Genomic DNA, 24,991 nt, shown 5'->3' with positions numbered 1-24,991 from the left:
CAGGTTCACCCTTCTGGAACTAGTACGTCCCGGCGGCGGCAGGCGGTTCAGTCTTTCTGGGCGAGAAGATCTTGATGCGCGACTGTTACCCGCAGCCGACCCGCCTCGGCGGCCGCCGTGCGCGCCGCGAGATAGTCGTCGAGGTCCAGCTCGGGGCGCTGCTCGACGGCGGCGGCGACCCAGCCGCGCAGCCACTGCACGGTCAGGGCGGCGTGCTCCGGGCCGAGCTGCCACGGGCTCGGCCGGACGCACACCTTGGCGCCGGCGGCGGCGAAGGCCCCGGCCGCCGCGCCGACGGCCTCGGGCCCGAGCAGCTGGCGCCCCCCGGCCGAACGCCGCTGGTGGGCGTTGAACGCCTCGGCGACCACCGCGTCCCGCGGATCGGGGGGATCCAGGGTGACCTCGCCCACCACCGACAGGGTGAACAGCGCCGGGGTGTCCGACGCCACGCACACCTCGGCCAGCGCCATCACCTCGGCGGCGGTGAACAGGTCCAGCAGCGCCGAGCAGGTGACCAGCGAGGTGTCCGCGAGGTCGGCCACGGTCAGGGCGGTGACGTCGCCCTCGGCGGTCCGCACGGTCACCGGGCTGCCGTCCGCCGCCGCGGACGGCAGGTGGGCGGCGGCGTGCGCCAGCAGGGCCGGGTCGCGGTCCTGCAGCACCCAGCGCTGCGGTCCGGGCAGCAGCGGCGCCAGCCACCGGCCCATCGAGCCGGTGCCGCAGCCCAGGTCGCGGATGACCAGCTCGTCGCCGGCCGGCAGGCGCAGCGTCGCGACCAGGTCACGGGCCCGGGCGTCGGCGTCGGCGGGCTCGCGCAGGGTGAGCCACGCCGAGCTGAACTCTCCGGTCATGGGTGCAGTACCTCGCTCATTCGTCGGGTGGTGAGGTCCCAGCCGGGCAGGCCGGGCCGGCGGGCGGCGGCCGCGGCCCGCTGGTCGCGGCGCACGGCCGGGTCGGTGAGCCAGCGGCGCAGCGCCGCGGCCAGGGCCGGGACGTCGCCCGGGGGGACGAGCGTGCCCGGCCGGGCGCCGTCCGGGGCGGCGCCGAGGGCCTCCGGCACGCCGGCGACCAGGGTGCCGAGCACCGGTACGCCGCGGGCCAGCGCCTCGGTCACCACCATGCCGTACGTCTCGGCCAGCGACGGCAGCACCAGCAGATCCGCCTGCCGGTACGTCTCGGCCAGCGCCTCGCCGGTGCGCGTCCCGGCGAAGACGACCCGGCCGGACAGCGGCGCGGCCAGGTCGCGCACCCGGTCCACGAACGCCGGGTCCCGGTCGAGGGCGCCGACCAGCGTGCACGTCCACGGCAGCTCGGCCACCGCGTGCAGGGCCCGGACCAGCACGTCCTGGGCCTTGCGGGGGGTGAGCGCGGCGACGCAGAGCAGCCGGTCGCCGGCCGGGCCCGGCGTCGCCAGGGGCGCCGGGTCGACGCCGGGCGCGGCGACGTGCACGCTGCCGGCGTTCAGGTCGTGCAGCGTCTCCAGGCGCCGGGCCGCCGCGTCGCTGGTGGCCACGACCGCGGCCGCGGCCCGGACCGTCCGGCGCTCGCGGGCGGTCAGCTCGGCGGCCGCGGCGGGCGGGAGCCCGGTCTCGTCGCCGAGCGGCAGGTGCACCAGCACGACCAGCCGCAGCCGGCCCGCCAGCGGCTCCAGCAGCTCCGGCACGGCGCAGCCGACCAGGCCGTCGAGCAGCACCGTGGCGCCCGCCGGCAGCTCGTCCAGCGCCCGGGCGAGCACCGCCCGGTCCGCCTCCGCCGGGTACGGCCAGGCCGCCCCGACCGCGATCTCGTGCACCTCGCGGGTCCCGGCCAGCCCGGTCAGCACCCGCCGGTCGTACGTGTTGCCGCCGCTCGGGGCGGCCGGGTCGTCGATCCCGCCCGGCAGCACCACGTGCAGGGCAGCGGTCACAGGACCCGCTCGTAGCTGGCCCAGGCGATGTGCGACTCGTGCAGCGTGACCGCGATGCCGGTCAGGCCGGCCGCCCCGGCCCCGAGCTCACCGGCCGCGGCCTTGCCGGCCAGCCGGTCGGCGATGACCTTGGCCAGGAACTCCGTCGAGGTGTTCACGCCGGCGAAATCGGCCTCGTCGTCGAGGTTGCGGTAGCTGAGCGCGCCGCAGATGGCGTGCAGCTCCTCCAGCGCCCGGCCGATGTCGACGACGATGTTGTCCGCGTCCAGCTCGGGGCGCTTGAACGTGGCGTCGACCACGAAGGTCGCGCCGTGCAGCTTCTGGGCCGGTCCGAAGACCTCCCCCGAGAAGCTGTGGGCGATCATGATGTGGTCACGGACGGTGACGCTGAACATTCACTCTCCTGTCGGGTAGTTGATCAGGTGGCACAGGGCGGGCAGCTCCCCGCTGGTCAGCCGGGGCAGCACCGCGGGCAGCTCCTCGAACGCCGACTCGCCGGTCAGCAGGGCGTCGTAGACCGGATCGGCGAGCAGGTCCAGGGCGACCGCCAGCCGGTCGGCGTAGTCGCGGCGCCCGCGCCGGGCCGGCGCGATCCCGCCCACCTGGCTGCTCCTGATGGCCAGCCGGCGGGAGTGGAAGAACTCGCCGAGCGGGACGCTGACCTCGCGGTCGCCGTACCAGCTGAGCTCGATGACCGTAGCCTCCGGCGCGAGCAGCTCCAGCGCGCGGGTCAGCCCGGCCGCGGTGGCGCTGGCGTGCACCACCAGGTCGCAGTCGCCGGTGGCCTCGGCCGGCAGGGCGAAGCCGACCCCGAGGGCGGCGGCCACCGCGGCGCGCTGCGGGTTCGCGTCGACCAGCTGCACCCGGGCGCCGGGGAAGCGGGCGAGCACCGCGGCCACGCTCGCGCCGACCATGCCGGCGCCGACGACGGCGATCCGGTCGCCGACCAGGGGCGCGGCGTCCCACAGCGCGTTGACGGCGGTCTCCACGGTGCCGGCCAGCACGGCCCGGCGCGCGGGCACGCCGTCGGGGACCACGGTCACCGCGGCGGCCGGGACGACGTAGCGGGTCTGGTGCGGGTACAGGGCGAAGACGGTACGGCCACGCAGCTCCGGCGGGCCCTGCTCGACCACGCCGACGTTGAGGTAGCCGTACTTGACCGGGGCCGGGAAGTCGCCCTCCTGGAAGGGCGCGCGCATCGCCGCGTGCTGGCTCTGCGGGACGCCGCCGCGGAACACCAGGGTCTCCGTGCCGCGGCTGACCCCGGAGTGCAGGGTCCGCACGAGCACCTCGTCCGGGCCGGGGTCGGCGACGGTCACCGGCCGGATCTCGCCCCGGCCGGGCGCGGCGACCCAGAAGGCGCGGGCGTCACCCGTCATCGGTAATTCTCCTCCGTGCGCTGAACCGAACGCGCGGATCAAGCGTGTTCAGTGACGACAGCGGCAACCATACGCGGCAACGGATCTTGCCCACCCGGAGGCACGGTGACTATCAGTATCGCCACGATGACGGCTCGCGAGGGCCGGGGACCGATCGTCGGCCTGGCCGCCCAGCTGGTCCTGATGACGGCCCTGGCCGCCACCACGGGGCTCAGCGCGGCCGGCTGGCTGGCGGGCACGGCGTACGCCGTGGTCCTGACCGTGGTCCTCGGCGCGGGCCTGCGCCGCAGCGGGATGCGCGCCCTCGGGCCCGCGAACGCCGTGACCCTGGGCCGCGCGACGCTGGTCGGGGGCGTGACCGCGCTGGTGGTGACGTCCTTCACGGCGCCCGTGCCGCTGCCCGTGCTGGTCACCCTGGTCGCAGTGGCGCTGGCCCTGGACGGCGTGGACGGCCAGGTGGCGCGCCGGACCCACTCCACCACGAAGCTGGGCGCGCGCTTCGACATGGAGGTCGACGCGTTCCTGATCCTGGTCCTGAGCGTCTTCGTGGCCGGCGCCTTCGGCTGGTGGACCATCGCGATGGGCGCGTTCCGGTACGTCTTCGTGGCCGCCTCGTGGGCGTGGCCGTGGCTGAACCAGCCGCTGCCGCCGAAGTTCTCCCGCAAGGTCGTCGCCGCGGTCCAGGGCGTGGTGCTGGTGGTGGCCACGGCGAGCCTGCTGCCGGACGCCGTCGCATTCGCCGTCGTGGCCGCCGCCCTCGCCGCGCTGACCTGGTCCTTCGGGCGCGACGTGCGGTGGCTGTGGGCCGCGGAACGGCGGCAGCGGCTGGCCGACGCGCGGGCCCGGGTGGCCGCCCGCCGCGTGGTGGTGCTGCCCGCGCCCCGCCTGCGCCCCCAGCCGGCCCCGGTCAACGCCTGATCCCCGCCCGGCTCGACGGACCGGCCCGAGGGTCGCGGGTCAGGCGACGCGGGCGATCGCGCCCGGTGGGGGAGCCGGCACGGCCCCCGGGTGCAGGATCGCCGCGATCGCCTCGACGCCGTCGATCAGCCGGGGCCCGGGCCGGACCACCAGCGCGTCGCCGTCGATCGCCCACACCTGGGCGCCGGGGAAGTGCGCCGCGATCCCGGCGGCCTGCGCCGCGGCCCCGTCCAGCCGGAACCCGCACGGCGTGACCAGCACGATCTCCGGCTCGCCGGCGGCCAGCTCGGCCCAGGTGGTCTGCACCGACCGGGCCCCGGGCCGGGCCGCGACCGGCCGGCCGCCCGCGGCCGTGACCAGATCCGGCACCCAGTGCCCGGCCGTGAACGGCGGCTCCACCCACTCCACGACAGCCACCCGCGGCCGCGGTCGCCCGGCCACCGCCGCGGCGACCGTGGCGAGCCGCTGCCGCAGGCCGGCCACCAGTTCCTCCGCCCGAGGCAGCACGCCGGCCCGCGCCCCGACGGCGAGGAACGTCTCGAGCACCTCGGCCAGCGTGTACGGGTCCAGCGACAGCACATCCGCCCGGCAGCCCAGGTGGTCCAGGGCGTCCGACACGTGGCCCGAGGGCAGCGCGCACACCCGGCACAGGTCCTGGGTGAGGATGAGCTCCGGGTCCAGCTCGGCCAGCGCGCCGGCGTGCAGCGTGTAGAGGTCGCCGCCCGCGGCCAGCTGCTCCTTGACGTACGCGTCGATCTCGCCGGGGGCCAGGCCGCGGGTGTCGCGCCCGCCGACCACCACCGTCTTCTCCCGCCGGGCCTGCGGCGGCTCGTCGCACTCGAACGTGACCCCGACGAGATCGTCGCCCAGGCCGAGGGCGTACACGATCTCGGTGGCGGACGGGAGCAGCGAGACCAGGCGCATGGTCAGGCAGTCTGCCGCAGGCGCGCGTCCCCCGAAAGGCGCAACCCCGCCCGGGCGCGACCCGCGATGATCATCACCGTGGCAGGCTCGGGCCGTGCCTGTGCCTGATCTCACCACCTACACCCCGCACCGGACGGTCACGGACGCCGCCTTCGACGGCGTTGCCGTGCCGGGGCTGCGGGCCGAGTTCTTCCACCGCGCCGAGGGCGACCGGCTCGCCTCCGCCGGCCGCTACTCGCTCGGCGGCCGTCCGCTGCTGCTGGCCTGGGGCTGGACCGACGAGCCCCGGTGCCGCTTCTCGGCGGTCCGCGATCCCGAGGGCTTCTGGTACCCGGCGGTCGAGGGCTGCCCGGTGGTGGAGATCCTGCGCGACGGCGAGGCGCCGGACGCGCCGGTGACCGGCCTGGCGCTGCGGACGCCGGGCGGTCAGTGGGTCACCGCGGATCGGACGCGGGCCCGCGCCCGGTGAGCGGCGGCTACCCGTTCAGCCGGGCGACCAGGTCGCAGGCGGCCGGCAGGCAGGTGCTCCAGTAGCCGAAGTTGTGCCGGCCCGCGCCGTACGACCCGGCCGCCTTGGGCTGCGGCAGCGCCCGTTCCAGCGCCCGCACGTCGGCCAGCAGCCCGTCCTCGGTGCCGCACCAGAGCCCGACCGGCACGCCGCGCAGCGCGTCCGTCCGGGTGAAGACGGCGTCGCCGGGGGACACGGCCGGCGAGAACGCGGCCACCGAGCGGACGAAGCCGGGGAACGTCTGGGCGAGCAGCAGGGCGCCGTACCCGCCCATGGACCAGCCGCAGACCGAGATCCGGCTGGTGTCGAAGCCGCGCGCGGCGCACCAGGCCGGGACCTCCTCGTGCACCATGGCCTGGGGGTCGTCGGGGCCGGACGGGCGCCAGGAGAGCCGGCCGCCGGTCGCGCCGGCCAGCACGAACGGGGCGTTGCCGCGCCGCACCGAGTCGGTGGCGAAGCGGGCCAGCCCGAGCGCCGGGAAGTCCGCGGCGGTCTTCGACGCCCCGTGCAGGACCAGCAGCACCGGCAGCCCGCGGCCGTCGCCGTGCCCGGCCGGGACGGCGGTGTAGAAATCGACGGTACGGCCCCGCGCGGCCGACTCGCGCCGCTCCAGCCGCTCGTCGCCGACCGGGGCGTCCGGGATGACCGGCGTGGCCGGGGTGGCGTGCCGGCGCCAGGCGCCCAGGCCCGCCAGGCCGGCCGCCGTGGCCCCGGCGCCGGCCAGCAGCGTTCGCCTTCTCATGCGCTCTCCATCGCCTGGTTCAACGGCGTCGGAGCCCGCGCGTGACGGTGGTGGTCAGGGGCGCCAGTCGGCGTACCGGGCCATCGAGCGCAGCGCCAGCCGCGGCGGGGTGTGCCGGATGGCGGCGTTGCGGGCCGCCACCAGCAGCGGCTGGGTGAGCTGCTGGCCGAACCGGCCGATCCGGTACGAGGCCCGCGCGACCGCCTGCGACCGGGGCCGGCGCCGCGCGTCGTAGTCGGCCAGCCCCTCGGCCAGCGGCCGTCCGGGCGGGCAGGCGGCGCCGAGCACGACCGCGTCCTCGATGGCCTGGGCGGCGCCCTGGCCCAGGTTCGGCGTCATGGCGTGGGCGGCGTCGCCGAGCAGGGCCACGGCGCCGCGGACGTACGTCGGCAGCGGCCGGGGGAGGTGGCGCAGGTCGTGGTGCAGCACGGTGGTGGTGGCGTCGAGCAGCGCCGGCACGGGGTCGTGCCAGTCGCCGACCACGGCCCGCACCGCCGCCCGCTCGTCGTCGGCCCGGATGCCCTCCGGCGCGTTGGCGGCGGCGAACCAGTAGACCCGGCCGTCGCCGAGCGGGACGATCCCGAACTCCGTGCCGTCGCCCCACGTGATCGCCACCGTCAGCTCGCCGCGCCAGGGCTCGTCGGTGACTCCCCGCCAGGCCGTCGTCCCGACGTACCGGGGCGGCGCGGCCTCGGGCCAGAGCCGCCGGCGGACGACGCTGTCGATGCCGTCCGCGCCGACGACGAGGTCGGCCGGGAGGCGGCCGGCGGTGGACAGCACCGCGCCCGGCTCGACGGCGTCGACCGTGGCCCCGGTGACCAGCACCGACGCGGGCAGGGCGGCGGCCAGGACGCGGTGCAGGGTGGCGCGGTGGATGCCGACCGCGGCGGTGCCGAGCACGGCCTCCAGGTCGGGGCCGTCGATGCGGGACAGCCAGCGGCCGTCCGGCGTCCGGGTGCCGCCGGGCGCGTCGATCCGGCCCTGCGCGCGCACCTCGGCGCCGACGCCGAGCGCGTCGAGGCCGGCCAGCGCGTTCGCCATCAGGGTGAGCCCCGCGCCGGCCGGCTCCAGGCGCGGCGCGCGTTCCAGCACGGTCACCTCCCAGCCGGACCGGCGCAGCGCCAGGGCCGCGCACAGCCCGCCGATGCCGCCGCCGACGATGACAGCCCTCATGTGTCGCCACCCTTCTACATCTGTAGAAAGCCATACTACGCAGTCGTGGCCACCACCTCACCCGAGCGCTTCGCCGCTCTCACCGACGCGGCGATCGCGCTGATCGCCGAGCTGGGCATGCGCGGGCTCACCCACCGGGCCGTCGACGCCCGCGCCGGGCTGCCGGCCGGCACGGCGTCGGCCTACCTGCGCACCCGCAAGGCGCTGGTCGAGGCCGTGGTCCAGCGGATCGCCGACCTGGACACGCGCGACCTGGCCGCCCGGGACGTGGCCGCCGGCGAGGCCGGCACGGCGCCGGACCCGGACGTCCTGGCCGCGCGGGTGGCGGCGCTGCTGGACGACTGGCTGACCACCGGGCGCGCCCGCACCCTGGCCCGGTACGCGTGCCTGCTGGAGGCCACCCACCACCGCGAGCTGCGGCCGATCCTGGCGTACGGGGTGGCCATGCGCAGCCGGGCCGCCGCGCTGCTGGCCGCCGCCGGCGCGTCCGAGCCGGACCGGCGCGGCAGCCACCTCGTCGCCGCCGTGGACGGGCTGCTCTTCGACCGCCTGGCCGGGGCCGGTTCGCTGGCCGCGCCGCCGCCCGGCACGCCGGAGAGCCGGGCGGACCTGACGGCGGCCGTCCGCGCGCTGCTGCATGCCGCGCTGAGCTGAGATCACGCTCCGCTGTCCATCCGGGCGTTGATCGTGTCCGGATGGCTCGGTGGCTACTTGGCGTGATCTCGCCTAGAGTGGCTCGGTCGGCATCGGTCGGCGTACTGAGCAGGAGAAGATCGTGCATCTGAGCGAGGTCGCCATGGCCGCGGCCGTCACAGTGAGTATTGCCGGCGTTTCTTACGCAACGTTGAACACGGACGGCGCCCGGGGCTCCGCCGAGACGGTCGCTAGCCAGGTGTCGTGCCGCACGGTCGACCAGGCCATCGTGGGTTACGTGGCCCAGCACGGCACCGCGCCCACGGCGGTCACCCAGCTGCGGCCCTGGGTGCGGGGCGACATCTCGGCGTACCGGATCGTCGACGGCCGGGCCGCGGGCCCGGGCTGCTGAGGACGCGGCCCTCGGCCCGGGGGCTGAGCGGCCCGCCCGGCCGTCCGGGTCAGCTCGCCAGGGCGAAGCGTTCCGAGTGCACCTGCACGGCCGGCACCTTCAGCGCGCGCAGGCTGCGCAGCACCGCGTCGGTCATCGCCGCCGGCCCGCACACGTAGACGTCGCGCTCGCGGATGTCCGGCACCAGCGCCGCCAGGCTCTCCGGGGCGAACGGCGTGTTCGGCGGGTCGCCCGCGCCGGTGCGGCCGGTCAGCAGGTGCAGCTGCGCGCCCCGGGAGCGGGCCAGGTCCTGCAGCTCGGCCAGCAGGACGGCGTCGGCCGGGGTGTGCGCCCGGTACAGCACCGTGGTGGGTCCGGTGGCCTCCTCCAGCAGGGCGCGGATCGGGGTGATGCCGACGCCGCCGGCGATCAGCAGAGTGGACTCGCGGGTGCGGCTCAGCGCGGTGAACGAGCCGTACGGGCCCTCGGCGAAGACCCGGGCGCCGACCGGGATCGTGCGCAGCCGGGCGCTCGTCGCGCCCACCGCCTTGGCCGTCAGGCGCAGGCTGCGGCCGTCCGGGGCGGCCGACAGGGAGAACGGGTTGGCCTCCCACCAGCGGCCGTGGCCCGGGAACCGCCAGATCATGAACTGGCCCGCGCGGGCCGGCAGCTTCTCCAGGTGCCGGCCGGTCACGTAGACGGACACGACGTCGTCGGACTCGGGCACCACCGCCGCGACCCGGAACCGGTGGCGGGCGTTGCGCACCAGCGGCAGCACGACGCGGCCGGCCAGCAGGGAGCCGAGCGCGAACACCCACAGCGCCCACCAGTACGCCGCGGCGAGCGGCGAGGAGGTGAACGTCGACACCTCGAACAGCTGGTGGACCAGGGCGAAGACGACGGCCACGTACAGCAGCAGGTGCACCGCGTGCCAGGCCTCGTACGACAGGCGGCGCCGGGCCGCGCGGACCGACAGGCCCGCCGCGATCAGCACGATGCCGGCGGCCAGCATGCCCAGCAGGACCGGCAGCTGACCCCGGAGGTTGTTGAACTCGGTCAGCGGGGTGCTGCTGTACTCGCTGGCGTAGCCGAGCAGGATGAAGCTCGGGTGCAGCAGGACCAGCCAGAACAGGGTGAAGCCGGTCCAGCGGTGCCAGGAGGTGAGCCGGTCCATCCCGATCCGCCGGTCCAGCCAGGGCAGCCGGGCCACCAGCACGAGCTGGAGGACCATCACCAGGGCCAGGTGCAGCCCCAGCCACTTGCCGAAGCCCAGGATCGGGTTCTTGGCCGGCTCGGCGGTCAGGAAGACCACCTCGACGATCAGCACGTTGACCGCCACGACGGCCCCCAGCGTGAGCCGGGCCAGCCGGGCCGGCGGGATGCTCACGCGCGCGGGCGCCCGGTGCAGCCGTTCATTGGCAGCCGTCATCGTTCTCTCCTGTCCGCAGACCCTGTGTCCCACACGTGCCGGTCGGCGATCCGGTTCACTGTGAGGGTGTACCGCCTGCTGACGACGACAGTTCAGCACAGCCGGACCGCAGACTCCACCACGGCCGCGCGGCGGGCGGGGGACGGGTGGCGGGCCGGTCACGGTGAGGTCATACGATCGCTGCGGAAACGCCGCAAACAGCACGGAGGGATGTCATGACCACGGAGACGCTGGAGTTCCAGGCCGAGGCGCGGCAGCTGCTGCAGCTCATGGTCCATTCGATCTACTCGAACAAGGACATCTTCCTGCGGGAGCTGATCTCCAACTCCTCCGACGCCCTGGACAAGCTGCGCCTCGCCGTGCTGACCGGCGAGCTCGAGGCCGACACCGCCGACCTGCACATCGTGCTGGAGGTGGACGCCGAGGCCCGCACGCTGACCGTGCGCGACAACGGCATCGGCATGTCCCGCGACGAGGTGGTCGCGCTGATCGGCACCATCGCCAAGTCCGGCACGGCCGAGCTGCTCAGCCGGCTCAAGGAGAGCAAGGAGTCGGCCGAGCTGATCGGCCAGTTCGGCGTCGGCTTCTACTCGACGTTCATGGTCGCCGACCGGGTCACCCTGGTGACCCGCCGGGCGGGCGAGAGCGAGGGCACGCGCTGGGAGTCGGCCGGCGAGGGCACGTACACGATCGAGCCCGTGGCCGACGCGCCGCAGGGCACCGCGGTCACCGTGCACCTGCGCCCCAAGGACGAGGAGGACGCGCTCTTCGACTACGCCGACGAATGGAAGATCAAGGAGATCGTCAAGAAGTACTCCGACTTCATCGCCTTCCCGATCCGGCTGGGGGAGCAGACCCTCAACTCGATGAAGGCCCTGTGGGCGCGGCCGCGCTCCGAGGTCAAGGACGAGGAGTACACGGAGTTCTACCGGCACATCAGCCACGACTGGACCGACCCGCTGGAGACCATCCAGATGCGGGCCGAGGGCACCTTCGAGTACGAGGCCCTGCTGTTCATCCCGTCGCGCGCCCCGCACGACCTGTTCCAGCGCGACGGGCGCCGCGGCATCCAGCTCTACGTCAAGCGCGTGTTCATCATGGACGACAGCCGCGAGCTGATGCCCGACTACCTGCGCTTCGTCAAGGGCGTGGTGGACGCGGCCGACCTGTCGCTGAACATCTCCCGGGAGATCCTGCAGCAGGACCGGCACATCCAGCTGATCCGCCGCCGGCTGGCCAAGAAGGTGCTCAGCACGATCAAGGACCTGCAGGCCCAGCAGCCGGAGAAGTACGCGACGCTGTGGCGCGAGTTCGGCCGCGCGATCAAGGAGGGCCTGCTCGGCGAGGCCGACGACCAGAAGGCCATCCTCGACGTGGCGTCGTTCGCCTCCACCGCCGGCCCCGAGCCCACCACGCTGGCCGCGTACGTCGAGCGGATGCCGGAGGGCCAGGACGAGATCTACTACATGACCGGCGAAACCCGCGCGCAGGTGGAGAACTCGCCGCACATGGAGGCGTTCACGGCCAAGGGGTACGAGGTCCTGCTGCTGACCGACCCGGTGGACGAGATCTGGGTCGACGCCGTGCCCGAGTACGACGGCAAGAAGCTGCAGTCCATCGCCCGCGGCTCGGTGGACCTGGCCGCCGAGCCGGCCTCGGAGGAGAAGTCGGGCGAGTTCGCCCCGCTGCTCACCTGGCTCGGCGAGACGCTGAACGACGAGGTCAAGGAGGTGCGCCTGTCCACCCGGCTGACCACCTCGCCGGCCTGCCTGGTCAGCGACGCCGACGACATCACCCCGACGCTGGAGAAGATGTACCGGGCGATGGGCCAGCAGGTGCCGCCGGTCAAGCGGATCCTCGAGCTGAACCCGGACCACCCGCTGGTGACCGGCCTGCGGGCGGCGCACGAGCAGCGCGCCGACGACCCCAACCTGCCGGAGACCGCGGAGCTGCTCTACGGCACCGCGCTGCTGGCCGAGGGCGGCGACCTGGCCGACCCGGCGCGCTTCGCCAAGCTGCTGGCCGACCGCCTGGCCCGTACCGTCTGAGCCCCGCGGGTCGCCCGCCGCGCCGGCTCAGCCGCGCGGCGGGCGACTGTCGAGGATGGCGGCGAGCGTCCCCCGGGCGGTCGCCGCCATCACCGGGTTGGTGCCGGCGTAGTAGGGCAGGGCGACGATCGCCTGCACGATCGCCCAGCCCTGCCCACGCCGCCAGGTCGCGTCGTCGACGCCCAGCGCCTCCCGGTACGCGGCCCGGGCCGCGGCGCCCAACAGGTTCCACGCCGGCATGAGGTCCACGGCCGGATCGCCGACGGCCAGCGCCTCCAGGTCGATCACCGCGGCCAGCCGGCCGTCGCGCACGAGCAGGTTGCCGGGCATGAGGTCGGCGTGGATGCGCACCTCGGCGGTCGCGGGCGCCGCGTCCCGGCACCGCGCCCAGATCCGCGCCAGCCCGGCGGTGTCGATCAGGTGCGTGCTCGCGGCCAGGGCGCCGCGGACGTCGGCGTCCCGGGTGGCCAGCGGGCCCCCGCGCGAGACGCCGTCCCAGCGACGGCCACCGGTGTCCGTGCCGTGCAGCGCGGCGACGAAACCGGCCAGGTCCCGGGCGAACGGCACGGCGTCCAGGCCCGGCCCGCCCGCCGTCTCGCCGGGGATCCACCGGTACACCGACCACCAGCCCGGGTAGTCCGGGCCCGGCGCGCCCAGCGCGACCGGCTCCGGGATCGCGCACGGCAGCTCCGCGGCGAGGCGGCGGGCCTGCTCCTGCACGCCGGCCAGCTCGTCCCGCCGGCCGGCCGCGGCGCTCGGGCGCAGCGGGAACCGCAGGACCAGGTCGTCGCCGAGGCGGAACAGCGCGTTGACGGTGCCGGCCGAGGCCAGCGGCCGCACCGGCCGGTCCCGCCAGTGCGGGAACTGCGCGGCGATCAGGGCCGCGACCCCGGCGGCGGAGACATCGACCTGATCCGCGTGCATTCTCACCGGGTCATGCTGGCATCCCCGTGGGCCCGGGGCGACTGCAATATCCATCGTGGACGTACTAGGCTGCGCGTGCCGCCCGTTCGTGGAGCCCCGTGAAAGGTGAAGCCGGTGACCGAGCAACCGTCCGCCGCCGAGGAACCGAGCCGCGTCGTCGACACGGGGGTGCCGCACAGCGCCCGCATCTGGAACTACTGGCTCGGCGGCAAGGACAACTTCGCGGTCGACCGCGAGGCCGGCGAGCAGATCGTCGCGCTGGTGCCCGACCTGGTCACCTCGGCCCGCGCGGACCGGGCGTTCCTGCGCCGCGCGGTCGAGCACCTGGCCGGCGAGGCGGGCGTGCGCCAGTTCCTCGACATCGGCACCGGCCTGCCCACCGCGGACAACACCCACGAGGTCGCGCAGCGGACCGCCCCGCAGTCGCGGGTGGTCTACGTGGACAACGACCCCCTCGTCCTCGCGCACGCGCGCGCCCTGCTGACCAGCGCGCCGGAGGGGGCGACCGACTACCTCGACGCCGACCTGCGCGAGCCGGAGAAGATCCTGGAGGTCGCGGCCGGCACCCTGGACTTCACCCGGCCGGTCGCGATCATCCTGCTCGGCATCCTCAACTTCGTGATCGACGACGGCGAGGCCCGGGCCGTCGTGCGGCGGCTGCTCGACGCGGTGCCGTCGGGCAGCTACCTGGTGATCTCGCACCCGACCACGGAGGTCCAGGGCCGGGAGATGACCGAGGCGGTACGGCTGTGGAACTCGACCGGCGGCGCCGAGATGCGGCTGCGCGACCGGTCCGGGGTGGCGAGCTTCTTCACGGGGCTCGACGTGGTGGAGCCGGGCATCGTGTCGTGCTCGCAGTGGCGTCCCGCCCCGGGCGACACGTCCGTCCCGGTGTCGCACTACGGCGGCGTCGGCCGCAAGCCCTAACCCGCGAGCGCCGCGGTGATCTGCCGGGTGGTCTGGGCGGCCACCCTCGCATCGACGGCCCCGTACGAGGCGTAGGCGTTCAGGCCGCCCGCCAGGGCCCGGCCGCGGCCCCGGAGCCACGTGGCGTCGTCCACCCCCAGCGCGTCGCGGAACACGGCCCGCGCGCCCGCCGACAGCAGCGTGAAGGCGACGGTGAGGTCGCCGGCCGGGTCCCCGGCGCCCAGGCCGCCGAAGTCGATCACCGCGCTCAGCCGCCCGCCGCGGGTCAGCAGGTTGCCGGTGTGGAAGTCGCCGTGGAACCAGACCGGGGGACGGTCCCAGGCGGGTGCGTGCAGTGCGGCCTCCCACAGCGCGGTCATCGCGCGGGCGTCGAACACGCCGGCGACCTCGGCGATGGCGGCCCGCGTGTCCGCGTCGCGGCCGGCCAGCGGCCGGCCGGCCAGGCGGGGGTCGCCGGTGACCGTCGGTATCGCCTGGAGCGCCCGGAGGAAGGCCGCCAGGGTGCGGGCCGTCTCCCGGGAGTCGCCGAGGCCGGCGACGGTGGCCACCTCGCCGTCCAGCCAGCGGGCGACGCCCCACGACCACGGGTAGCCGAGGGCGGGGCGGCCGACCGCGACCGGGGACGGGACCGCGGGCGGCAGCTGCGGGGCCAGCCGGGGGAGCCAGAACAGGTTCTTCTCGGCCTGCCCGACGGCGCCGCCGTGGCGCGGCAGCCGGACGGACAACGTGGTGCCCAGCCGGTAGATCGCGTGGTCGGAGCCCGCCGGGTGGAGCCGTCGAACGGATTTCAGCCCCGCACCGCCGGGGTCAGCACCGCGGCCACCGTCGCCCGGACCAGCTGCGCGGGATCGGGGCAGGTCAGTTTGCCGTCGAGCAGCAGCACCGCGAGCCCGTGGACCATCGCCCAGGCGCCGATCTGCAGCGCGGGCGCGGTGACCCGGCCGGCCAGGATCTCGGCCGTGCGCGCCGCGGCGGCGTTGGCGGTGGGGCGGCCGTACATCAGCCGGAACAGGCCGGGGTGGGCCAGCGCGAAGGAGACGTACTCCTCGGCCATGTCGGTCAGCTCGGCGGCGGCTTCCAGGCGGTCGGCGAGCCGGCCGAAACCGTACGTCGCCAGCGCGGCCAGCAGCGCCTCCTTGTCGGCGTAGTGTCGGTACGGCGCGTTCGGTGAGACGCCGGCGCGCCGGGCCACCGCGCGCAGCGAGAACGGTTCACCGTCCTCCAGCAGGCCCAGCGCCGCGTGCAGCAGCGCCGCCGGCAGATCGCCGTGGTGGTACGGCCGGGAAGTTGACACTGCACACACCGCCTTCCTAATGTGCGCAGTGTATACATTCGCGAAACTCCGGGAGGGCCCGTGTCCGTCCAGTCCACCGAGATCCGCCTGGCGGCCCGTCCGCACGGCTGGCCCACCGCCGACACCTTCGCCGTCGCCCGCACCGAGGTGCCCGATCCGGGCCCCGGTCAGCTGCTGGTGCGCAACCTGCTGATGAGTGTCGACCCGTACATGCGGGGGCGGATGGACGACCGGCCGTCGTACATCGCGCCGTTCGAGGTGGGCGAGGCCCTGCAGGGCGGGGCGGTCGGCGAGGTCGTCGCCTCGGGGGCGGAGGGGATCAAGCCCGGCGACATCGTGCTGCACGGCCTCGGCTGGCGGGAGTACGCCCTGGTCAACGCCCGTGCCGCGGCCAAGGTCGACCCGGCCGTGGCCCCGCTGGGCGCGTACCTCGGGGTGCTCGGCATGACCGGGCTGACCGCGTACGCGGGCCTGCTGCGCACCGCCGAGTTCCGGCCCGGCGACGTCGTCTTCGTCTCCAGCGCCGCCGGCGCGGTCGGCCAGGTGGTCGGCCAGCTCGCGAAGCACCGCGGCGCGGCCAAGGTCGTCGGCAGCGCCGGCTCGGCGGCCAAGGTCGCCTTCCTGCGGGACGAGCTCGGCTTCGACGAGGCGTTCGACTACCACGACGGCACGGTGCGCGAGCAGCTCAAGCGGGCCGCGCCCGAGGGCATCGACGTGTACTTCGACAACGTCGGCGGCGACCACCTGGAGGCCGCCATCTCGCGGATGAACGTGCACGGCCGGATCACGGTCTGCGGCATGATCAGCAGCTACAACGCCACCGAGCCGGACCCGGCGCCGCGCAACCTGTCGATGCTGATCGGCAAGCGCATCACCATGCGCGGCATGCTGGTCGACGACCACCGCGACCTGCGCGAGACGTTCGTCGCGGAGGTCGCGCCGCTGGTGGCCGACGGCCGCATCAAGCACCGCGAGACGGTGGTCGAGGGCCTCGAGAACGCGCCGGAGGCGTTCCTGGCCATGCTGCGCGGCGGCGGCCTGGGCAAGAACCTGGTCCGGATCGCCTGATCCGCACGGTGCGGCCCGCCACCGGAGCGCCGGTGGCGGGCCGCCGCGCGGTCAGGAGTGCGGGCAGGTGTCGCGGTACTCCTGGATCGCCGAGCCGCTGGGCGCCGGGCAGAGGAACTGCTCGTAGCGGGTGTCGTTGTCGATGAAGCGCTTGAGCCAGGAGATGCTGTACTTCGCGATGGTCACGTTGGCCGAGGTCGGCGCGGAGTGCGAGGCGTTGTTGAGCTCCAGGTACGCCTTCTCCGAGCTGCTCGGCAGGCTGGTGTAGAACGGCTCGGCATGCGACGCCACCGGGGCCACCGTGTCGTTCTCGGCCCCGATGATCATCGTCGGCACGGTGTCCGTGGACCAGTTCTTGGTGCTGTGGTACGGCGTCAGCGGGATGGCCGCCTGCAGCGACGGCCGGGTCCGGGAGGCCGACAGGCTGCCCCCGCCGCCCATCGAGTGCCCCATGACGCCGAGCCGGGTCGCGTCGATCCGGGTGCGGACCGAGCTGCTACGGGTCAGGTAGTCGAGCGCGGCCAGCAGCTGGGTGCCCCGGCTGGCCGGCTGGTCGTAGACGCTCAGCGTGTCGATGGTCATCACCACGAAGCCCTGGGAGGCGAGCCGGGGTCCGTACCAGGCGACGCTGGACTGCGAGGCGGTGAAGCCGGGCGAGACGGCCACCGCGCCGAAGGTGCCGGCGGTGGTGCTGGTCGGGTAGTAGACGGTCCCGCCGCCGAACCCGGAGACGCTGGAGCGGGCGACCGTGACCTGGGCGATGGCGAACGGGCCGCGGCTGGCCTCGATGCTGGCCACGGTGGGCGCGGGTCCCCGCTCGTACGGGTTGGCGGCCAGCGCGGGGGCGGCCGGTGCGGCGATCAGGGCGGCGGCGAGGGTGACGGCACCGAGCAGGTGCTTGACGGGATTTCGCATGTCCTGGCTCCCTAGGGTGGGGAGGAGCGCCGGCCCTCCGGTCCCGGCAGGCGATGGCCTGCGGAAGCGAAGGTCCCGACGGCCTCGCCATCGAGGCAGGTCAATGCTCTGTCACATTCGTTACCCGTCGGTAATCCCATCGACATCATGTCGCGCTGATATGTACACGTGCACAGATGGATCTCGGGCCGGCGGTGACCCCGCTCAGCGGCGCTCCCGGGCCTCCCGGGCGGCCCGCTTGCGTTCGCGTTCCAGCCGGGTGTGGCGCTTACGGGCCTCGAGGTCGAGCTTCCACTGCTCGCGGGCGTACGCCTCGGCGCCGTGCACCGCGTTCGAGGTCTGCGCGGGGCCGATCATGGACCGGAAGAACCAATTGTGAACGGTTGTGCGGTACCACCGCACGAACCGGTTGCCGCTCTCGTCCTTCGCCTCCGACATCGCCGCGCCTCCCAGCATCGTTGCCACACCAATAGTTTTAACACCAATGGTTTGTACGCCAATCATTGGTAGTCTAACCAGGGAGCTGAGGAGAACGCCGATGAGTGAGCAGGTCGACATCGCGGGCCCGCTGGCGCTGGAGCAGCAGGTCTGCTTCGCGCTGTCCGTCGCGGCCCGCAGCGTCGTGGCGGTCTACCGCCCGCTGCTGGAGCCGATGGGCCTGACCCACCCGCAGTACCTGGTGATGCTGGCGCTGTGGCAGCATGCGCCGCTGTCCGTGCGCGAGCTCAGCGGCCTGCTGCAGCTCGACCCCGGCACGCTGTCACCGCTGCTCAAAAGGCTGGAGGCGAGCGGCTACCTGCGCCGGCAACGCGACCCGGCCGACGAGCGCAGTCTCGCCGTGACGCTCACCGCGACGGGACAGGCGCTGCGCAGCCGCGCGGAGCTGATCCCGCCGGCGGTGGTGCAGCGCCTCGGGCTGCCGATCGAGGAGCTTCAGCGGCTGCACGCGTCGCTGACCCAGGTGATCGCCGCGGCCAGGCCGGTCGCGGGCTGAACGGCGGCCTTCTCCCGGCGGCGCGGTCTGGTTCGGGCGGGGCGCGGCCCCTGCCCCCACCGGGGCAGGGGCCGCGTCCGGCTGGGCGAGCGGTCAGCCGCGTACCCGGCGCCGCTTCGGCACCAGGCGCATGACCGCCAGGCCGGCGACCACGACCGTGAGGCCCGCGACCACCGTCCACACCGTGTTGTAGCCGGTCAGGGCGAGCGCGCCGCCCCCGGCGACCGCGCTGCCCCCGGCAACCTGTCCGTACATGAGTTCCTCCCCAGGAATCAGACGTTGATCCATTCGCGGCGGGAGCCGCGCAAGGTCTTCCACACCGCCAGCCAGTACACCCCCGAGCGCCATTGCTCGTAGGCCCACTCCGGCGCCAGGACCGCCGCCAGCAGCAGGTCCGACGGGCGGTTCCGGCGCACTGTCCACACCCGCTCGATGACGAACAGCAAGCTCAGCGGCGCCCACCGCCATGAGAACGGCACCGAGCCGTAACCCAGCGTCGCCAGCAGCAGGAAGGCGAGATAGGCCGGGGCCAGCAGTGAGCCCGCGTAGATGCCGAGCTGGCGGGCCAGGTCCGCCGCCGTGGCCCGGGTCAGGCCGTAGATCCGCAGGCTGTCGAGCATGCCGCGCTGCCAGCGCAGGCGCTGATCCTTCAGCGCCCTCCAGGTGGGCATGATGTCGGTCACCGCCCGGGCCGACGCCGGCGCCATCGGCCGGTAGCCGAGCGCGCGGAACGCGAACGTCAGCTCGATGTCCTCGGTGGCGGTGTCACGGTGGTAGAACTCCCCGGGATAGCCGGGCAGGGAGTGGCCGCGGGCGGCGATGACGGCCCGGACCGCCGCCACGTCGAACAGGGTGGCCACGCCGGACAGCACGAGGGCGTTGTCGCCGCCCCGGCCGATCTGGCGGGCGAAGCGCTCGTACTCGTTGCGCTGCAACCGGGCCAGCAGGCCGGTCGGGCCCAGGTCGGTGCGGAAGCACGCGCACACCGCCCCGACCGGCGGCCGGCGGCGCCGGGAGCGGCGGTGGCCGTTGAGCTGCGGGCGCAGCAGGGCCCGGCGGGCGTGCTGGGTGAAGTCCGGGTCCAGCACGCTGTCGGCGTCGGTGACCAGGATCTGGTCCTCGTCCCGCAGCCGCGGCAGCAGCCGGGTGATCGCCCAGTTCAGGGCGCCGGCCTTCTTGTGGACGTTGACGCCGGGGAACTCCAGCACCGTCGCGCCGGCCGCCCGGGCCAGCCGCGCGGTGTCGTCGGTGCAGTTGTTCGGCACCACGATGATCTCGTCCAGGCGCGGCGCCCACTGCCCGCGCAGGGCGCGCACGGTCGCCGCGATGGAGGCGGCCTCGTTGTAGGCGGGCACGATCGCCACGACGCGCGGGGTCCGTACCGGAAGCGGCACCCGCCGGGTCTGCTCGCCGGGCGACGCCTGCCGCGGCACCGGGCCGCGGGCCCGGACGCGCGCCCGTACGGTGCCCGGTTCCCGGCCGTGACGCATTCCGTCGCTGGTCCGGGGCTTGTTGATGATCATTATGAAAGAACGTACGCGGAATGGGCTCTGTCACGCATCGGATGTTGGGGGTCCCGGACCACCGGGTCGGCCGATCCCCCGGGGGCCGCAGTGATGACGGGAGCGATCGACATGCGCCGGTACGGTCCGAATTGACCGGACGGGACGGGGTGAGGACTGGCCGGACCGCCGTCCGCTGAGGGGTCCACTTCGGCGCCGGGCGGATCCCGCCCGTATGAGCACAAACTCCGGCCAGCCGGACGGGTCGGTCAGCGGTCCCAGCCGTCGCAGCAGTCGTCCGGCTCCGCGGCCAGCAGGTCCAGGAGGTCCGTGCCGGTCTGCTCGCCCGCGTGCAGCCGCGGCACGGCCACGATCAGGCCCAGCTTGAGGGCGCAGTCCTCGCCGAAGCCGTGCACCATCCGGTCGACGCGCGTGGGATGCCCGCACCGGGCGCACGGCTTGCGCGCCGGACGGCCGGGCTCCGCGAACAGCTCCACCACCGAGATCTTGCCCGCTCGCGGCGGCCGGCGCAGCGCATTACGGCCGACACCGCGCGCGCCAATTGGGGTGGCGCATTGGTTGGCGGGCTGGCGCGTGGGTGGACTGGCCCGGCATTGGTGGGCCGGGCGTGCTGAGGGGTTGGCGTCGCGCTGGTTGGCTGGCTGCATCGGCCGGGCGCGCGCCGTGTCGGTGGGCTTGGCGTGGCGCTGGTCGGTCGGTCGGGCGTGGTGTCGGTCGGGTGGGTGGGCGTTGCGTTAGTCGGCTGGCTGCATCGGCCGGGCGGGCGCCGCGTCGGTCGGGCCGGGCGTAGCGCTGGTCGGGCCCCTACCGGCCGGGCGTTTCGTCGCTCTGGGGGTCGAGCGTCCTCCGGAGCTCGCGCGCCGCGCGCCCGCGATAGTTCCCCAGGAGTTCGGCCAGCGCCTCCCGGACCTCCGGGTCGGGGTGGACGGCGAGGTAGGCCAGCTCCTCGGCGCCGCCGCGACGGCGGCCGCCGAGCATCCACAGCGCCTCGATGATCTCCTCGGACGTGGTCGCCGCCCGCAGCGCCGCCATGAGTTCGGGCTTGGTGGGCGCCGGCCCGTCGGGGGAGAACCGGCGCCGGATCTTCGCCGCGCCCGGCGTGCCGGCGGCCAGGCAGCGGGGGCAGGCGCACGGCCGGGTGCCGTGGGCGCCGGGCAGGTAGCGCCAGCCGACACCCTGCGGGATGCTGCGCACGTGGCGGATCTCGGCCGCGGTGACGGCCCGGGGCACGAACACCTCGTAGCCTCGCGGATCGGCCAGCTCGCGGACCAGGGCGGCGGCCCGGGCGGCGGTGAGGCGCTGCGGTGGGACGCCGTACCGGCCGACGGTCACCGGCTCGTCGCCGGGCAGGCGGAGCTGCACCGCGGCCAGCACGCCCGGGTGCCACCGGCGCAGCTCGCGCACCCATTGATGGGTCAGCGTGAACGACGGCAGCACCGGCATGCAGAAGACGCCCCGGTCGCCGAACCAGCCCCGGCTGCGTGCGGCGATGCCCGTCCGGGCGACGCGCCGGGCGCTGTGCTGCGGGGTCAGGTGCACAAGATCGGTCACGGCGGTCAACGATAGAGATGACGCCGGCGGGGTGTCACCGCCCGGGCGGCCGGTCGGCGCGGGAACTCTCCGGCACCTTGGCGCGTCCCCGGGCCACCGTTCCGGGCACCGTCGCCCGTCCGCGCGCGACCCCCGGCGGGGGATCGGCAGGGCGCCCGGCGGCGGGACCGGCCCGCGACCGGCCGGATGCGGCCGGCGGACGCGCGCCGGGGAGGCCGTCTGTCGGCGGGTGAGTGCCGGGAAGCCCGTCTACCGGCGGGTGAGTGCCGGGAAGCCCGTCTACCGGCGGGTGAGCGCCGGGGAGGCCGGCTGCCGGTGGGTGAGCGCCGGGGAGGCCGTCTGTCGGCGGGTGAGCGCCGGGGAGGCCGTCTGTCGGCGGGTGAGCGCCGGGGAGGCCGGCTGCCGGTGGGTGAGCGCCGGGGAGGCCGGCTGCCGGCAAGCGAGCGCCGAAGAGCCCGGCCCCCGGCGGGCGAGCGCCGGACAGCCCGGTGAGCGAGCGGCCCGCCATCCCCGGCGGTGGCCCGCCGGACGAGCCGGTGCCCGCATGTCCCGCCGCCGCGAGCTGACCGCCGTCCGGCCGGGGACCGGCAACATTCCACCCCGGGGGCCCGTCGCCCGGATACCGGGGCAGCCGCCGCCGATCCCGGAGCCGCCGCCATCGAACGGCCACCACCAGCGCCGCAAGCGCGAGGCCGGCGACCACGAGGGCGAGCACCACCGCCGCCGTCGTGGTCCACGAGCGACCCGGTGCGGGCCGCGCGCCGGCGGGCGCGGCCACCACGGCCTCGCCCGCCAGGCTGAGCTGCCCGACGTCGACGCGGACGTTGACCCGCGCCGGCAGCTCCCGCGGGGTGGGGAACCGCACCAGGTAGCGGCCCCGCAGCGTGGTCGTCACCTGGTCCAGGGCCGGGATGACGACGGGATCGCCCGCGGGCGCGAAGAACCCGCCGGTGGCCGCCGCCGCGGCCGCCCAGTACGGGCCGCCCACGGCCGTGGCCACCACCACGAGGATCGTGCCGCTCGCCCGGAACCGGGCCGCCAGCGCCGCCGCCGTCTCGCCGCCCGCGTCGGGTGCGGTCGTGTAGAGCACGGCCACCCGCCGGCCCGCCGCGGCGTCCGGGAACTGCCGGGCCGCCAGCCCGAGGGCCGCCGCGGTGTCGCGTTCGCCGCGCGGGCGTACGGACGTCAGCGCCCGCACCACGCCGGTCGGGCCGCGCTGGGCGCCGATCGTCACCGCGGCGGGCGCCGAGTCGGCGATCACGGCGGCCCGGGTGGTCGCCGGCGCCTCCAGGACGAACCGGGCGGCGGCGCTGAGCCAGGCCGGCAGTTCCGCGGCGCCCGCCGTCGACGTGTCGACGACCAGGGTGACCGCCAGGCCGTCCGCCACCACCGGCGCCAGCGTCGCCGGTTGCCGCTCGCCGTCGCGGGTCACCGACACGCTGCGCCGGCCGTCCGGGGCGCCGGCGCTCAGGTCGACGACCAGCGTGGTCTGCGCCCGGTCGACCAGGACGGCGGCCACGGACAGCGGGACGGGCGCGGCCGCCGAGGCCGGGACGGCGCCCAGGGTCGGGGCCGCGACCGGCAGCAGCGCCGCCAGCAGCAGCGCGGCGGCGCGTGCCCGGCGGCGCTCAGGCCTGGTCGGCGAACACGATGACATTGTCCCGGTAGCTTCCTCGAGAGCGGTCGAAGCTTCCGCCGCAGGTGACCAGCCGCAGGGTGGGATCGAGGCTGGGGGCGTACACCAGGTCGGTGGGGAAGCGGGTCTTGGCCACCTGCGACACCTTGCGCACCCGGAACCTCACCGTGCTGCCGTCGGCGCGGTCGACGCGGATCTCCGTGCCGCGCCGTACCGTGCTCAGGTTGACGAAGACGCCCGGCCCGGTGCGCGAGTCGACGTGGCCCAGGATCACCGCCGGGCCGGGCTGGCCGGGGCGGGGGCCGCCCTCGTACCAGCCGGCGACGTCGGTCTTCTCCGGCACCGCGACCGTGCCGTCGTCGCGCAGGCCCAGCCGCTGCACCCGGCTGTCGACGTGCAGCGCCCGGATGCGCAGCCGCACCGGCGCCGCCACCGACGGATAGGTGCGGGCCGAGCGGAAGCTGTCCGCCCGCGCCGCCGCGCTGCCGGCGACCCGCGGCTGCTCGCCGGCCCGAGGCGGAGCGCCGGCCGGCGGCGGGGCGCCGGCTTGGGGCTGGGCGCCGGCCAGGGCCGCGATGGCGGCCAGCGCCAGGCCGGCCAGCGACGCGGTGCGGGCGTACGCGCGCATGTCAGCGAGGCCCGGCGAGGCCGCCCTGGCCGGTCTCCGGGCCGCCGCGGGGCAGGCGCGACGCGACCTCGGCGCCGAAGCCGTCGGCGAGCCGGCGGGCCAGGTCGAACATGTGCTGGTACGTGCGCCCGGCGACCTCCTGGGCGCCCTGGTAGTCCTTGGCGGCGTACAGGTCGGCGTGGCGCAGCAGCATCCGGTCGTGTTCGGTCAGCGCCGCGGACAGGGCGGCCGGGGTCATCCGGCCGCCGGTGGCCGGGGCCAGCACCGCCGCCAGGCCGCGCTCGAAGTCCCGCAGCGAAGCGCGGGCGCGCTCCTTGCGGTCGTTGCGGCCGGCGGCGGTCGCGCCGGCGTACGCCACGATCTGCTCCACGTGCGAGGCCCAGAGCGCCTGGAACCGCCGCGCGGCCGCCGCGCCGAACAGCGTGTCCACCGCGGCCGCCACGTCCCGGGTGTTGCCGTTGATCATCTCCGCGGCGGCGTCGAAGTCGGGTCCGCCGGTCTCCGCCGCCCGGGTCACGTCCTCCACCAGCGCGGCGTGCTCGGCCAGCAGCTTGCCGAGCTGGGAGCGCAGCCGCCAGATGGGCTGGCGCAGGGTCGCCCGGTCGGCCGCCGGCAGCAGCGCCTCGGCCAGGGTCAGGCCCAGGTCGTAGGTGTGCTGGTAGCTCTGCCGGTACAGCCGGTCGGCGGTGGCGTGGTCGCCCGCCGCGTACGCGTCCGCCTGCCGGGTCAGGTGGTCGACGTGCATGAGGATCGCCGCCCGGGCGGCCGGCCGGCTCAGCCGGCCGTGGGACCCCCCGGCGAAGAAGTCGGCGAGCTGTTCCTCGTACTCGACCAGCTCCCGCCGGGCGCGGGTCAGCGCGCCGGCGTCCTGGTCGGCCACCGCGGCGGCGTACGTCACCAGCGACACGACGTGCTGGGACCACATCGGACCGAACCGCCGCCCGGTGGCCGGGCCGAAGAGCTGCCCCACCAGGTCGGTCATCGCTTCGGTGTTCTCACCGAGCGCGGCGTTGGCCGCCTGGACGAAGCTGTCGTCGCCGCGGATCCGGCTGCGCATCAGGTCGGCCGCCAGGATGGAGTGCTGCCCGAGCAGCGCCTGCAGGCGGACCGCCAGATCGGCGGCCGAGGCGCGGGACCGGCCGGCTGCGGTGTCGGCGGTGTCGGCGGCGTGCTGGTGGTCGTGCGCCGGCCCGGCCCGGTCCAGCGCCGCCGGACGGCGCGTCGCCACCGCGGCCGGACCGGTCGCCACCAGTACGGCCAGCCCCACGCACAGCATCGGCAACAGTCGATGACCGGGTCCGCGTCTCTGCATTCGCCTCATCGCCCAGCGTCCTCGTCGCCCGGCCGGGCCGCGCGCGAGCCGCCGCACCGGGCGGCGGCCGGGCGTACCGGCGGGCCGGTGACCACGGACGACCCCAACGGTTGCCCATGGTGATGTCGCAGCCACGATACGCGCGCATCGACGATGGTCAAGTCCTCC

Annotated in this window: 28 protein-coding genes; 8 read left to right on the top strand and 20 right to left on the bottom strand. The window is 75.3% G+C overall.

Annotated elements, in window-relative coordinates:
• Positions 1 to 47: 47 nt before the first annotated feature.
• From Ani05nite_RS20760 to Ani05nite_RS20745, 4 genes are read right to left on the bottom strand one after another with little or no spacing between them, the layout of a single operon-like run.
• On the bottom strand, positions 48 to 851 hold the full coding sequence (locus Ani05nite_RS20760; RefSeq protein WP_203770508.1) for a methyltransferase domain-containing protein: 804 nt from the start codon (positions 849 to 851) through the stop codon (positions 48 to 50).
• The gene (locus Ani05nite_RS20755) at positions 848 to 1,906 is read right to left on the bottom strand and encodes a glycosyltransferase family 4 protein (RefSeq protein ID WP_203770506.1); all 1,059 of its coding nucleotides are present in this window, start codon (positions 1,904 to 1,906) and stop codon (positions 848 to 850) included. The genes Ani05nite_RS20760 and Ani05nite_RS20755 overlap by 4 nt, the downstream gene beginning before the upstream one ends.
• The gene (locus Ani05nite_RS20750; RefSeq protein ID WP_203770504.1) at positions 1,903 to 2,301 is read right to left on the bottom strand and encodes a 6-pyruvoyl trahydropterin synthase family protein; all 399 of its coding nucleotides are present in this window, start codon (positions 2,299 to 2,301) and stop codon (positions 1,903 to 1,905) included. The genes Ani05nite_RS20755 and Ani05nite_RS20750 overlap by 4 nt, the downstream gene beginning before the upstream one ends.
• Complete coding sequence (locus Ani05nite_RS20745; RefSeq protein WP_203770502.1) at positions 2,302 to 3,285, bottom strand: zinc-dependent alcohol dehydrogenase; 984 nt, start codon at positions 3,283 to 3,285, stop codon at positions 2,302 to 2,304.
• A 105-nt stretch (positions 3,286 to 3,390) separates the two neighbouring features.
• On the opposite strand from Ani05nite_RS20745, the gene Ani05nite_RS20740 reads away from it, so the two are divergent.
• The gene (locus Ani05nite_RS20740) at positions 3,391 to 4,203 is read left to right on the top strand and encodes a CDP-alcohol phosphatidyltransferase family protein (protein ID WP_239130447.1); all 813 of its coding nucleotides are present in this window, start codon (positions 3,391 to 3,393) and stop codon (positions 4,201 to 4,203) included.
• Positions 4,204 to 4,242: 39 nt separating this feature from the next.
• Here Ani05nite_RS20740 and Ani05nite_RS20735 read toward each other — a convergent pair whose 3' ends face one another.
• Positions 4,243 to 5,127: an ABC transporter substrate-binding protein gene (locus tag Ani05nite_RS20735; RefSeq protein WP_203770500.1), complete on the bottom strand. Its 885-nt coding sequence runs from the start codon at positions 5,125 to 5,127 to the stop codon at positions 4,243 to 4,245.
• Positions 5,128 to 5,221: 94 nt separating this feature from the next.
• Between Ani05nite_RS20735 and Ani05nite_RS20730 the strand changes: the two genes are divergently transcribed.
• Complete coding sequence (locus Ani05nite_RS20730) at positions 5,222 to 5,596, top strand: hypothetical protein (protein ID WP_203770498.1); 375 nt, start codon at positions 5,222 to 5,224, stop codon at positions 5,594 to 5,596.
• A 7-nt stretch (positions 5,597 to 5,603) separates the two neighbouring features.
• Here Ani05nite_RS20730 and Ani05nite_RS20725 read toward each other — a convergent pair whose 3' ends face one another.
• On the bottom strand, positions 5,604 to 6,377 hold the full coding sequence (locus Ani05nite_RS20725; protein WP_203770496.1) for an alpha/beta hydrolase: 774 nt from the start codon (positions 6,375 to 6,377) through the stop codon (positions 5,604 to 5,606).
• A 54-nt stretch (positions 6,378 to 6,431) separates the two neighbouring features.
• Positions 6,432 to 7,550: an FAD-dependent oxidoreductase gene (locus tag Ani05nite_RS20720; RefSeq protein WP_203770495.1), complete on the bottom strand. Its 1,119-nt coding sequence runs from the start codon at positions 7,548 to 7,550 to the stop codon at positions 6,432 to 6,434.
• A 45-nt stretch (positions 7,551 to 7,595) separates the two neighbouring features.
• Between Ani05nite_RS20720 and Ani05nite_RS20715 the strand changes: the two genes are divergently transcribed.
• Both Ani05nite_RS20715 and Ani05nite_RS20710 read left to right on the top strand, forming a co-directional pair.
• A complete protein-coding gene (locus Ani05nite_RS20715; RefSeq protein ID WP_239130446.1) occupies positions 7,596 to 8,204 on the top strand; it encodes a TetR/AcrR family transcriptional regulator in 609 nt (202 codons plus the stop codon).
• A 190-nt stretch (positions 8,205 to 8,394) separates the two neighbouring features.
• Positions 8,395 to 8,595 carry a hypothetical protein gene (locus Ani05nite_RS20710; protein ID WP_239130445.1) on the top strand — a complete coding sequence of 67 codons (201 nt, stop codon included), beginning with the start codon at positions 8,395 to 8,397 and terminating at the stop codon, positions 8,593 to 8,595.
• 49 nt (positions 8,596 to 8,644) lie between these two features.
• On the opposite strand, the gene Ani05nite_RS20705 is transcribed toward Ani05nite_RS20710, so the two are convergent.
• Positions 8,645 to 10,003, bottom strand: coding sequence for a ferredoxin reductase family protein (locus Ani05nite_RS20705; protein ID WP_203770494.1), 1,359 nt, complete (start codon positions 10,001 to 10,003; stop codon positions 8,645 to 8,647).
• 215 nt (positions 10,004 to 10,218) lie between these two features.
• Between Ani05nite_RS20705 and htpG the strand changes: the two genes are divergently transcribed.
• Entirely contained in the window at positions 10,219 to 12,051 is a 1,833-nt protein-coding gene (gene htpG / locus Ani05nite_RS20700) for a molecular chaperone HtpG (protein ID WP_203770493.1), read from the top strand.
• 27 nt (positions 12,052 to 12,078) lie between these two features.
• On the opposite strand, the gene Ani05nite_RS20695 is transcribed toward htpG, so the two are convergent.
• Positions 12,079 to 12,975, bottom strand: coding sequence for an aminoglycoside phosphotransferase family protein (locus Ani05nite_RS20695; protein ID WP_203770606.1), 897 nt, complete (start codon positions 12,973 to 12,975; stop codon positions 12,079 to 12,081).
• 114 nt (positions 12,976 to 13,089) lie between these two features.
• On the opposite strand from Ani05nite_RS20695, the gene Ani05nite_RS20690 reads away from it, so the two are divergent.
• Positions 13,090 to 13,902: an SAM-dependent methyltransferase gene (locus Ani05nite_RS20690; RefSeq protein WP_203770492.1), complete on the top strand. Its 813-nt coding sequence runs from the start codon at positions 13,090 to 13,092 to the stop codon at positions 13,900 to 13,902.
• On the opposite strand, the gene Ani05nite_RS20685 is transcribed toward Ani05nite_RS20690, so the two are convergent.
• Positions 13,899 to 14,693, bottom strand: a complete 795-nt coding sequence (locus tag Ani05nite_RS20685; protein ID WP_275410588.1) for an aminoglycoside phosphotransferase family protein — start codon at positions 14,691 to 14,693, stop codon at positions 13,899 to 13,901. The two genes, Ani05nite_RS20690 and Ani05nite_RS20685, sit on opposite strands and share 4 nt — an antisense overlap.
• Positions 14,690 to 15,196 (bottom strand): TetR/AcrR family transcriptional regulator, encoded by a 507-nt coding sequence (locus tag Ani05nite_RS20680; protein WP_203770491.1) that lies wholly within the window; start codon positions 15,194 to 15,196, stop codon positions 14,690 to 14,692. The genes Ani05nite_RS20685 and Ani05nite_RS20680 overlap by 4 nt, the downstream gene beginning before the upstream one ends.
• A 60-nt stretch (positions 15,197 to 15,256) precedes the next feature.
• Between Ani05nite_RS20680 and Ani05nite_RS20675 the strand changes: the two genes are divergently transcribed.
• Complete coding sequence (locus Ani05nite_RS20675; protein ID WP_203770490.1) at positions 15,257 to 16,264, top strand: NADP-dependent oxidoreductase; 1,008 nt, start codon at positions 15,257 to 15,259, stop codon at positions 16,262 to 16,264.
• A gap of 51 nt (positions 16,265 to 16,315) precedes the next feature.
• Here Ani05nite_RS20675 and Ani05nite_RS20670 read toward each other — a convergent pair whose 3' ends face one another.
• Both Ani05nite_RS20670 and Ani05nite_RS20665 read right to left on the bottom strand, forming a co-directional pair.
• Positions 16,316 to 17,179, bottom strand: coding sequence for a poly(ethylene terephthalate) hydrolase family protein (locus tag Ani05nite_RS20670; RefSeq protein WP_203770488.1), 864 nt, complete (start codon positions 17,177 to 17,179; stop codon positions 16,316 to 16,318).
• Positions 17,180 to 17,383: 204 nt separating this feature from the next.
• Positions 17,384 to 17,617: a hypothetical protein gene (locus tag Ani05nite_RS20665; RefSeq protein ID WP_203770486.1), complete on the bottom strand. Its 234-nt coding sequence runs from the start codon at positions 17,615 to 17,617 to the stop codon at positions 17,384 to 17,386.
• A gap of 100 nt (positions 17,618 to 17,717) precedes the next feature.
• On the opposite strand from Ani05nite_RS20665, the gene Ani05nite_RS20660 reads away from it, so the two are divergent.
• Positions 17,718 to 18,173, top strand: coding sequence for a MarR family winged helix-turn-helix transcriptional regulator (locus Ani05nite_RS20660; protein WP_203770484.1), 456 nt, complete (start codon positions 17,718 to 17,720; stop codon positions 18,171 to 18,173).
• A 93-nt stretch (positions 18,174 to 18,266) separates the two neighbouring features.
• Here Ani05nite_RS20660 and Ani05nite_RS20655 read toward each other — a convergent pair whose 3' ends face one another.
• The 7 genes from Ani05nite_RS20655 to Ani05nite_RS20625 all read right to left on the bottom strand — a co-directional run bounded on the left by Ani05nite_RS20655 (position 18,267) and on the right by Ani05nite_RS20625 (position 24,787).
• On the bottom strand, positions 18,267 to 18,428 hold the full coding sequence (locus Ani05nite_RS20655; RefSeq protein ID WP_203770483.1) for a hypothetical protein: 162 nt from the start codon (positions 18,426 to 18,428) through the stop codon (positions 18,267 to 18,269).
• A 17-nt stretch (positions 18,429 to 18,445) separates the two neighbouring features.
• The gene (locus tag Ani05nite_RS20650) at positions 18,446 to 19,696 is read right to left on the bottom strand and encodes a glycosyltransferase family 2 protein (RefSeq protein WP_203770482.1); all 1,251 of its coding nucleotides are present in this window, start codon (positions 19,694 to 19,696) and stop codon (positions 18,446 to 18,448) included.
• A gap of 248 nt (positions 19,697 to 19,944) precedes the next feature.
• Positions 19,945 to 20,172, bottom strand: coding sequence for a hypothetical protein (locus tag Ani05nite_RS20645; RefSeq protein WP_203770620.1), 228 nt, complete (start codon positions 20,170 to 20,172; stop codon positions 19,945 to 19,947).
• A 328-nt stretch (positions 20,173 to 20,500) separates the two neighbouring features.
• On the bottom strand, positions 20,501 to 21,247 hold the full coding sequence (locus Ani05nite_RS20640) for a HEAT repeat domain-containing protein (protein WP_203770481.1): 747 nt from the start codon (positions 21,245 to 21,247) through the stop codon (positions 20,501 to 20,503).
• Between the two features lie 34 nt (positions 21,248 to 21,281).
• Positions 21,282 to 22,904: a VWA domain-containing protein gene (locus Ani05nite_RS20635; protein ID WP_203770480.1), complete on the bottom strand. Its 1,623-nt coding sequence runs from the start codon at positions 22,902 to 22,904 to the stop codon at positions 21,282 to 21,284.
• Positions 22,876 to 23,511 (bottom strand): class F sortase, encoded by a 636-nt coding sequence (locus tag Ani05nite_RS20630; protein WP_203770479.1) that lies wholly within the window; start codon positions 23,509 to 23,511, stop codon positions 22,876 to 22,878. The genes Ani05nite_RS20635 and Ani05nite_RS20630 overlap by 29 nt, the downstream gene beginning before the upstream one ends.
• Position 23,512: 1 nt before the next feature.
• Positions 23,513 to 24,787, bottom strand: coding sequence for a hypothetical protein (locus Ani05nite_RS20625; RefSeq protein ID WP_203770478.1), 1,275 nt, complete (start codon positions 24,785 to 24,787; stop codon positions 23,513 to 23,515).
• Positions 24,788 to 24,991 lie beyond the last annotated feature (204 nt).

It is taken from the genome of Actinoplanes nipponensis, assembly GCF_016862275.1.
GTDB classification, from domain to species: domain Bacteria; phylum Actinomycetota; class Actinomycetes; order Mycobacteriales; family Micromonosporaceae; genus Actinoplanes; species Actinoplanes nipponensis.
This window is presented reverse-complemented; position numbering and strand designations above follow the sequence as displayed.

What these genes read in the sequence shown, in the direction of transcription:
- Ani05nite_RS20760 (WP_203770508.1), bottom strand. Translation starts at nt 851, where the DNA reads ATGACCGGAGAGTTCAGCTCGGCGTGGCTCACCCTGCGCGAGCCCGCC.
- Ani05nite_RS20750 (WP_203770504.1), bottom strand. Translation starts at nt 2,301, where the DNA reads ATGTTCAGCGTCACCGTCCGTGACCACATCATGATCGCCCACAGCTTC.
- Ani05nite_RS20745 (WP_203770502.1), bottom strand. Translation starts at nt 3,285, where the DNA reads ATGACGGGTGACGCCCGCGCCTTCTGGGTCGCCGCGCCCGGCCGGGGC.
- Ani05nite_RS20735 (WP_203770500.1), bottom strand. Translation starts at nt 5,127, where the DNA reads ATGCGCCTGGTCTCGCTGCTCCCGTCCGCCACCGAGATCGTGTACGCC.
- Ani05nite_RS20725 (WP_203770496.1), bottom strand. Translation starts at nt 6,377, where the DNA reads ATGAGAAGGCGAACGCTGCTGGCCGGCGCCGGGGCCACGGCGGCCGGC.
- Ani05nite_RS20720 (WP_203770495.1), bottom strand. Translation starts at nt 7,550, where the DNA reads ATGAGGGCTGTCATCGTCGGCGGCGGCATCGGCGGGCTGTGCGCGGCC.
- Ani05nite_RS20705 (WP_203770494.1), bottom strand. Translation starts at nt 10,003, where the DNA reads ATGACGGCTGCCAATGAACGGCTGCACCGGGCGCCCGCGCGCGTGAGC.
- htpG (WP_203770493.1), top strand. Translation starts at nt 10,219, where the DNA reads ATGACCACGGAGACGCTGGAGTTCCAGGCCGAGGCGCGGCAGCTGCTG.
- Ani05nite_RS20695 (WP_203770606.1), bottom strand. Translation starts at nt 12,975, where the DNA reads ATGCACGCGGATCAGGTCGATGTCTCCGCCGCCGGGGTCGCGGCCCTG.
- Ani05nite_RS20670 (WP_203770488.1), bottom strand. Translation starts at nt 17,179, where the DNA reads ATGCGAAATCCCGTCAAGCACCTGCTCGGTGCCGTCACCCTCGCCGCC.
- Ani05nite_RS20665 (WP_203770486.1), bottom strand. Translation starts at nt 17,617, where the DNA reads ATGTCGGAGGCGAAGGACGAGAGCGGCAACCGGTTCGTGCGGTGGTAC.
- Ani05nite_RS20660 (WP_203770484.1), top strand. Translation starts at nt 17,718, where the DNA reads ATGAGTGAGCAGGTCGACATCGCGGGCCCGCTGGCGCTGGAGCAGCAG.
- Ani05nite_RS20655 (WP_203770483.1), bottom strand. Translation starts at nt 18,428, where the DNA reads ATGTACGGACAGGTTGCCGGGGGCAGCGCGGTCGCCGGGGGCGGCGCG.
- Ani05nite_RS20650 (WP_203770482.1), bottom strand. Translation starts at nt 19,696, where the DNA reads ATGATCATCAACAAGCCCCGGACCAGCGACGGAATGCGTCACGGCCGG.
- Ani05nite_RS20635 (WP_203770480.1), bottom strand. Translation starts at nt 22,904, where the DNA reads ATGTCATCGTGTTCGCCGACCAGGCCTGAGCGCCGCCGGGCACGCGCC.
- Ani05nite_RS20630 (WP_203770479.1), bottom strand. Translation starts at nt 23,511, where the DNA reads ATGCGCGCGTACGCCCGCACCGCGTCGCTGGCCGGCCTGGCGCTGGCC.
- Ani05nite_RS20625 (WP_203770478.1), bottom strand. Translation starts at nt 24,787, where the DNA reads ATGCTGTGCGTGGGGCTGGCCGTACTGGTGGCGACCGGTCCGGCCGCG.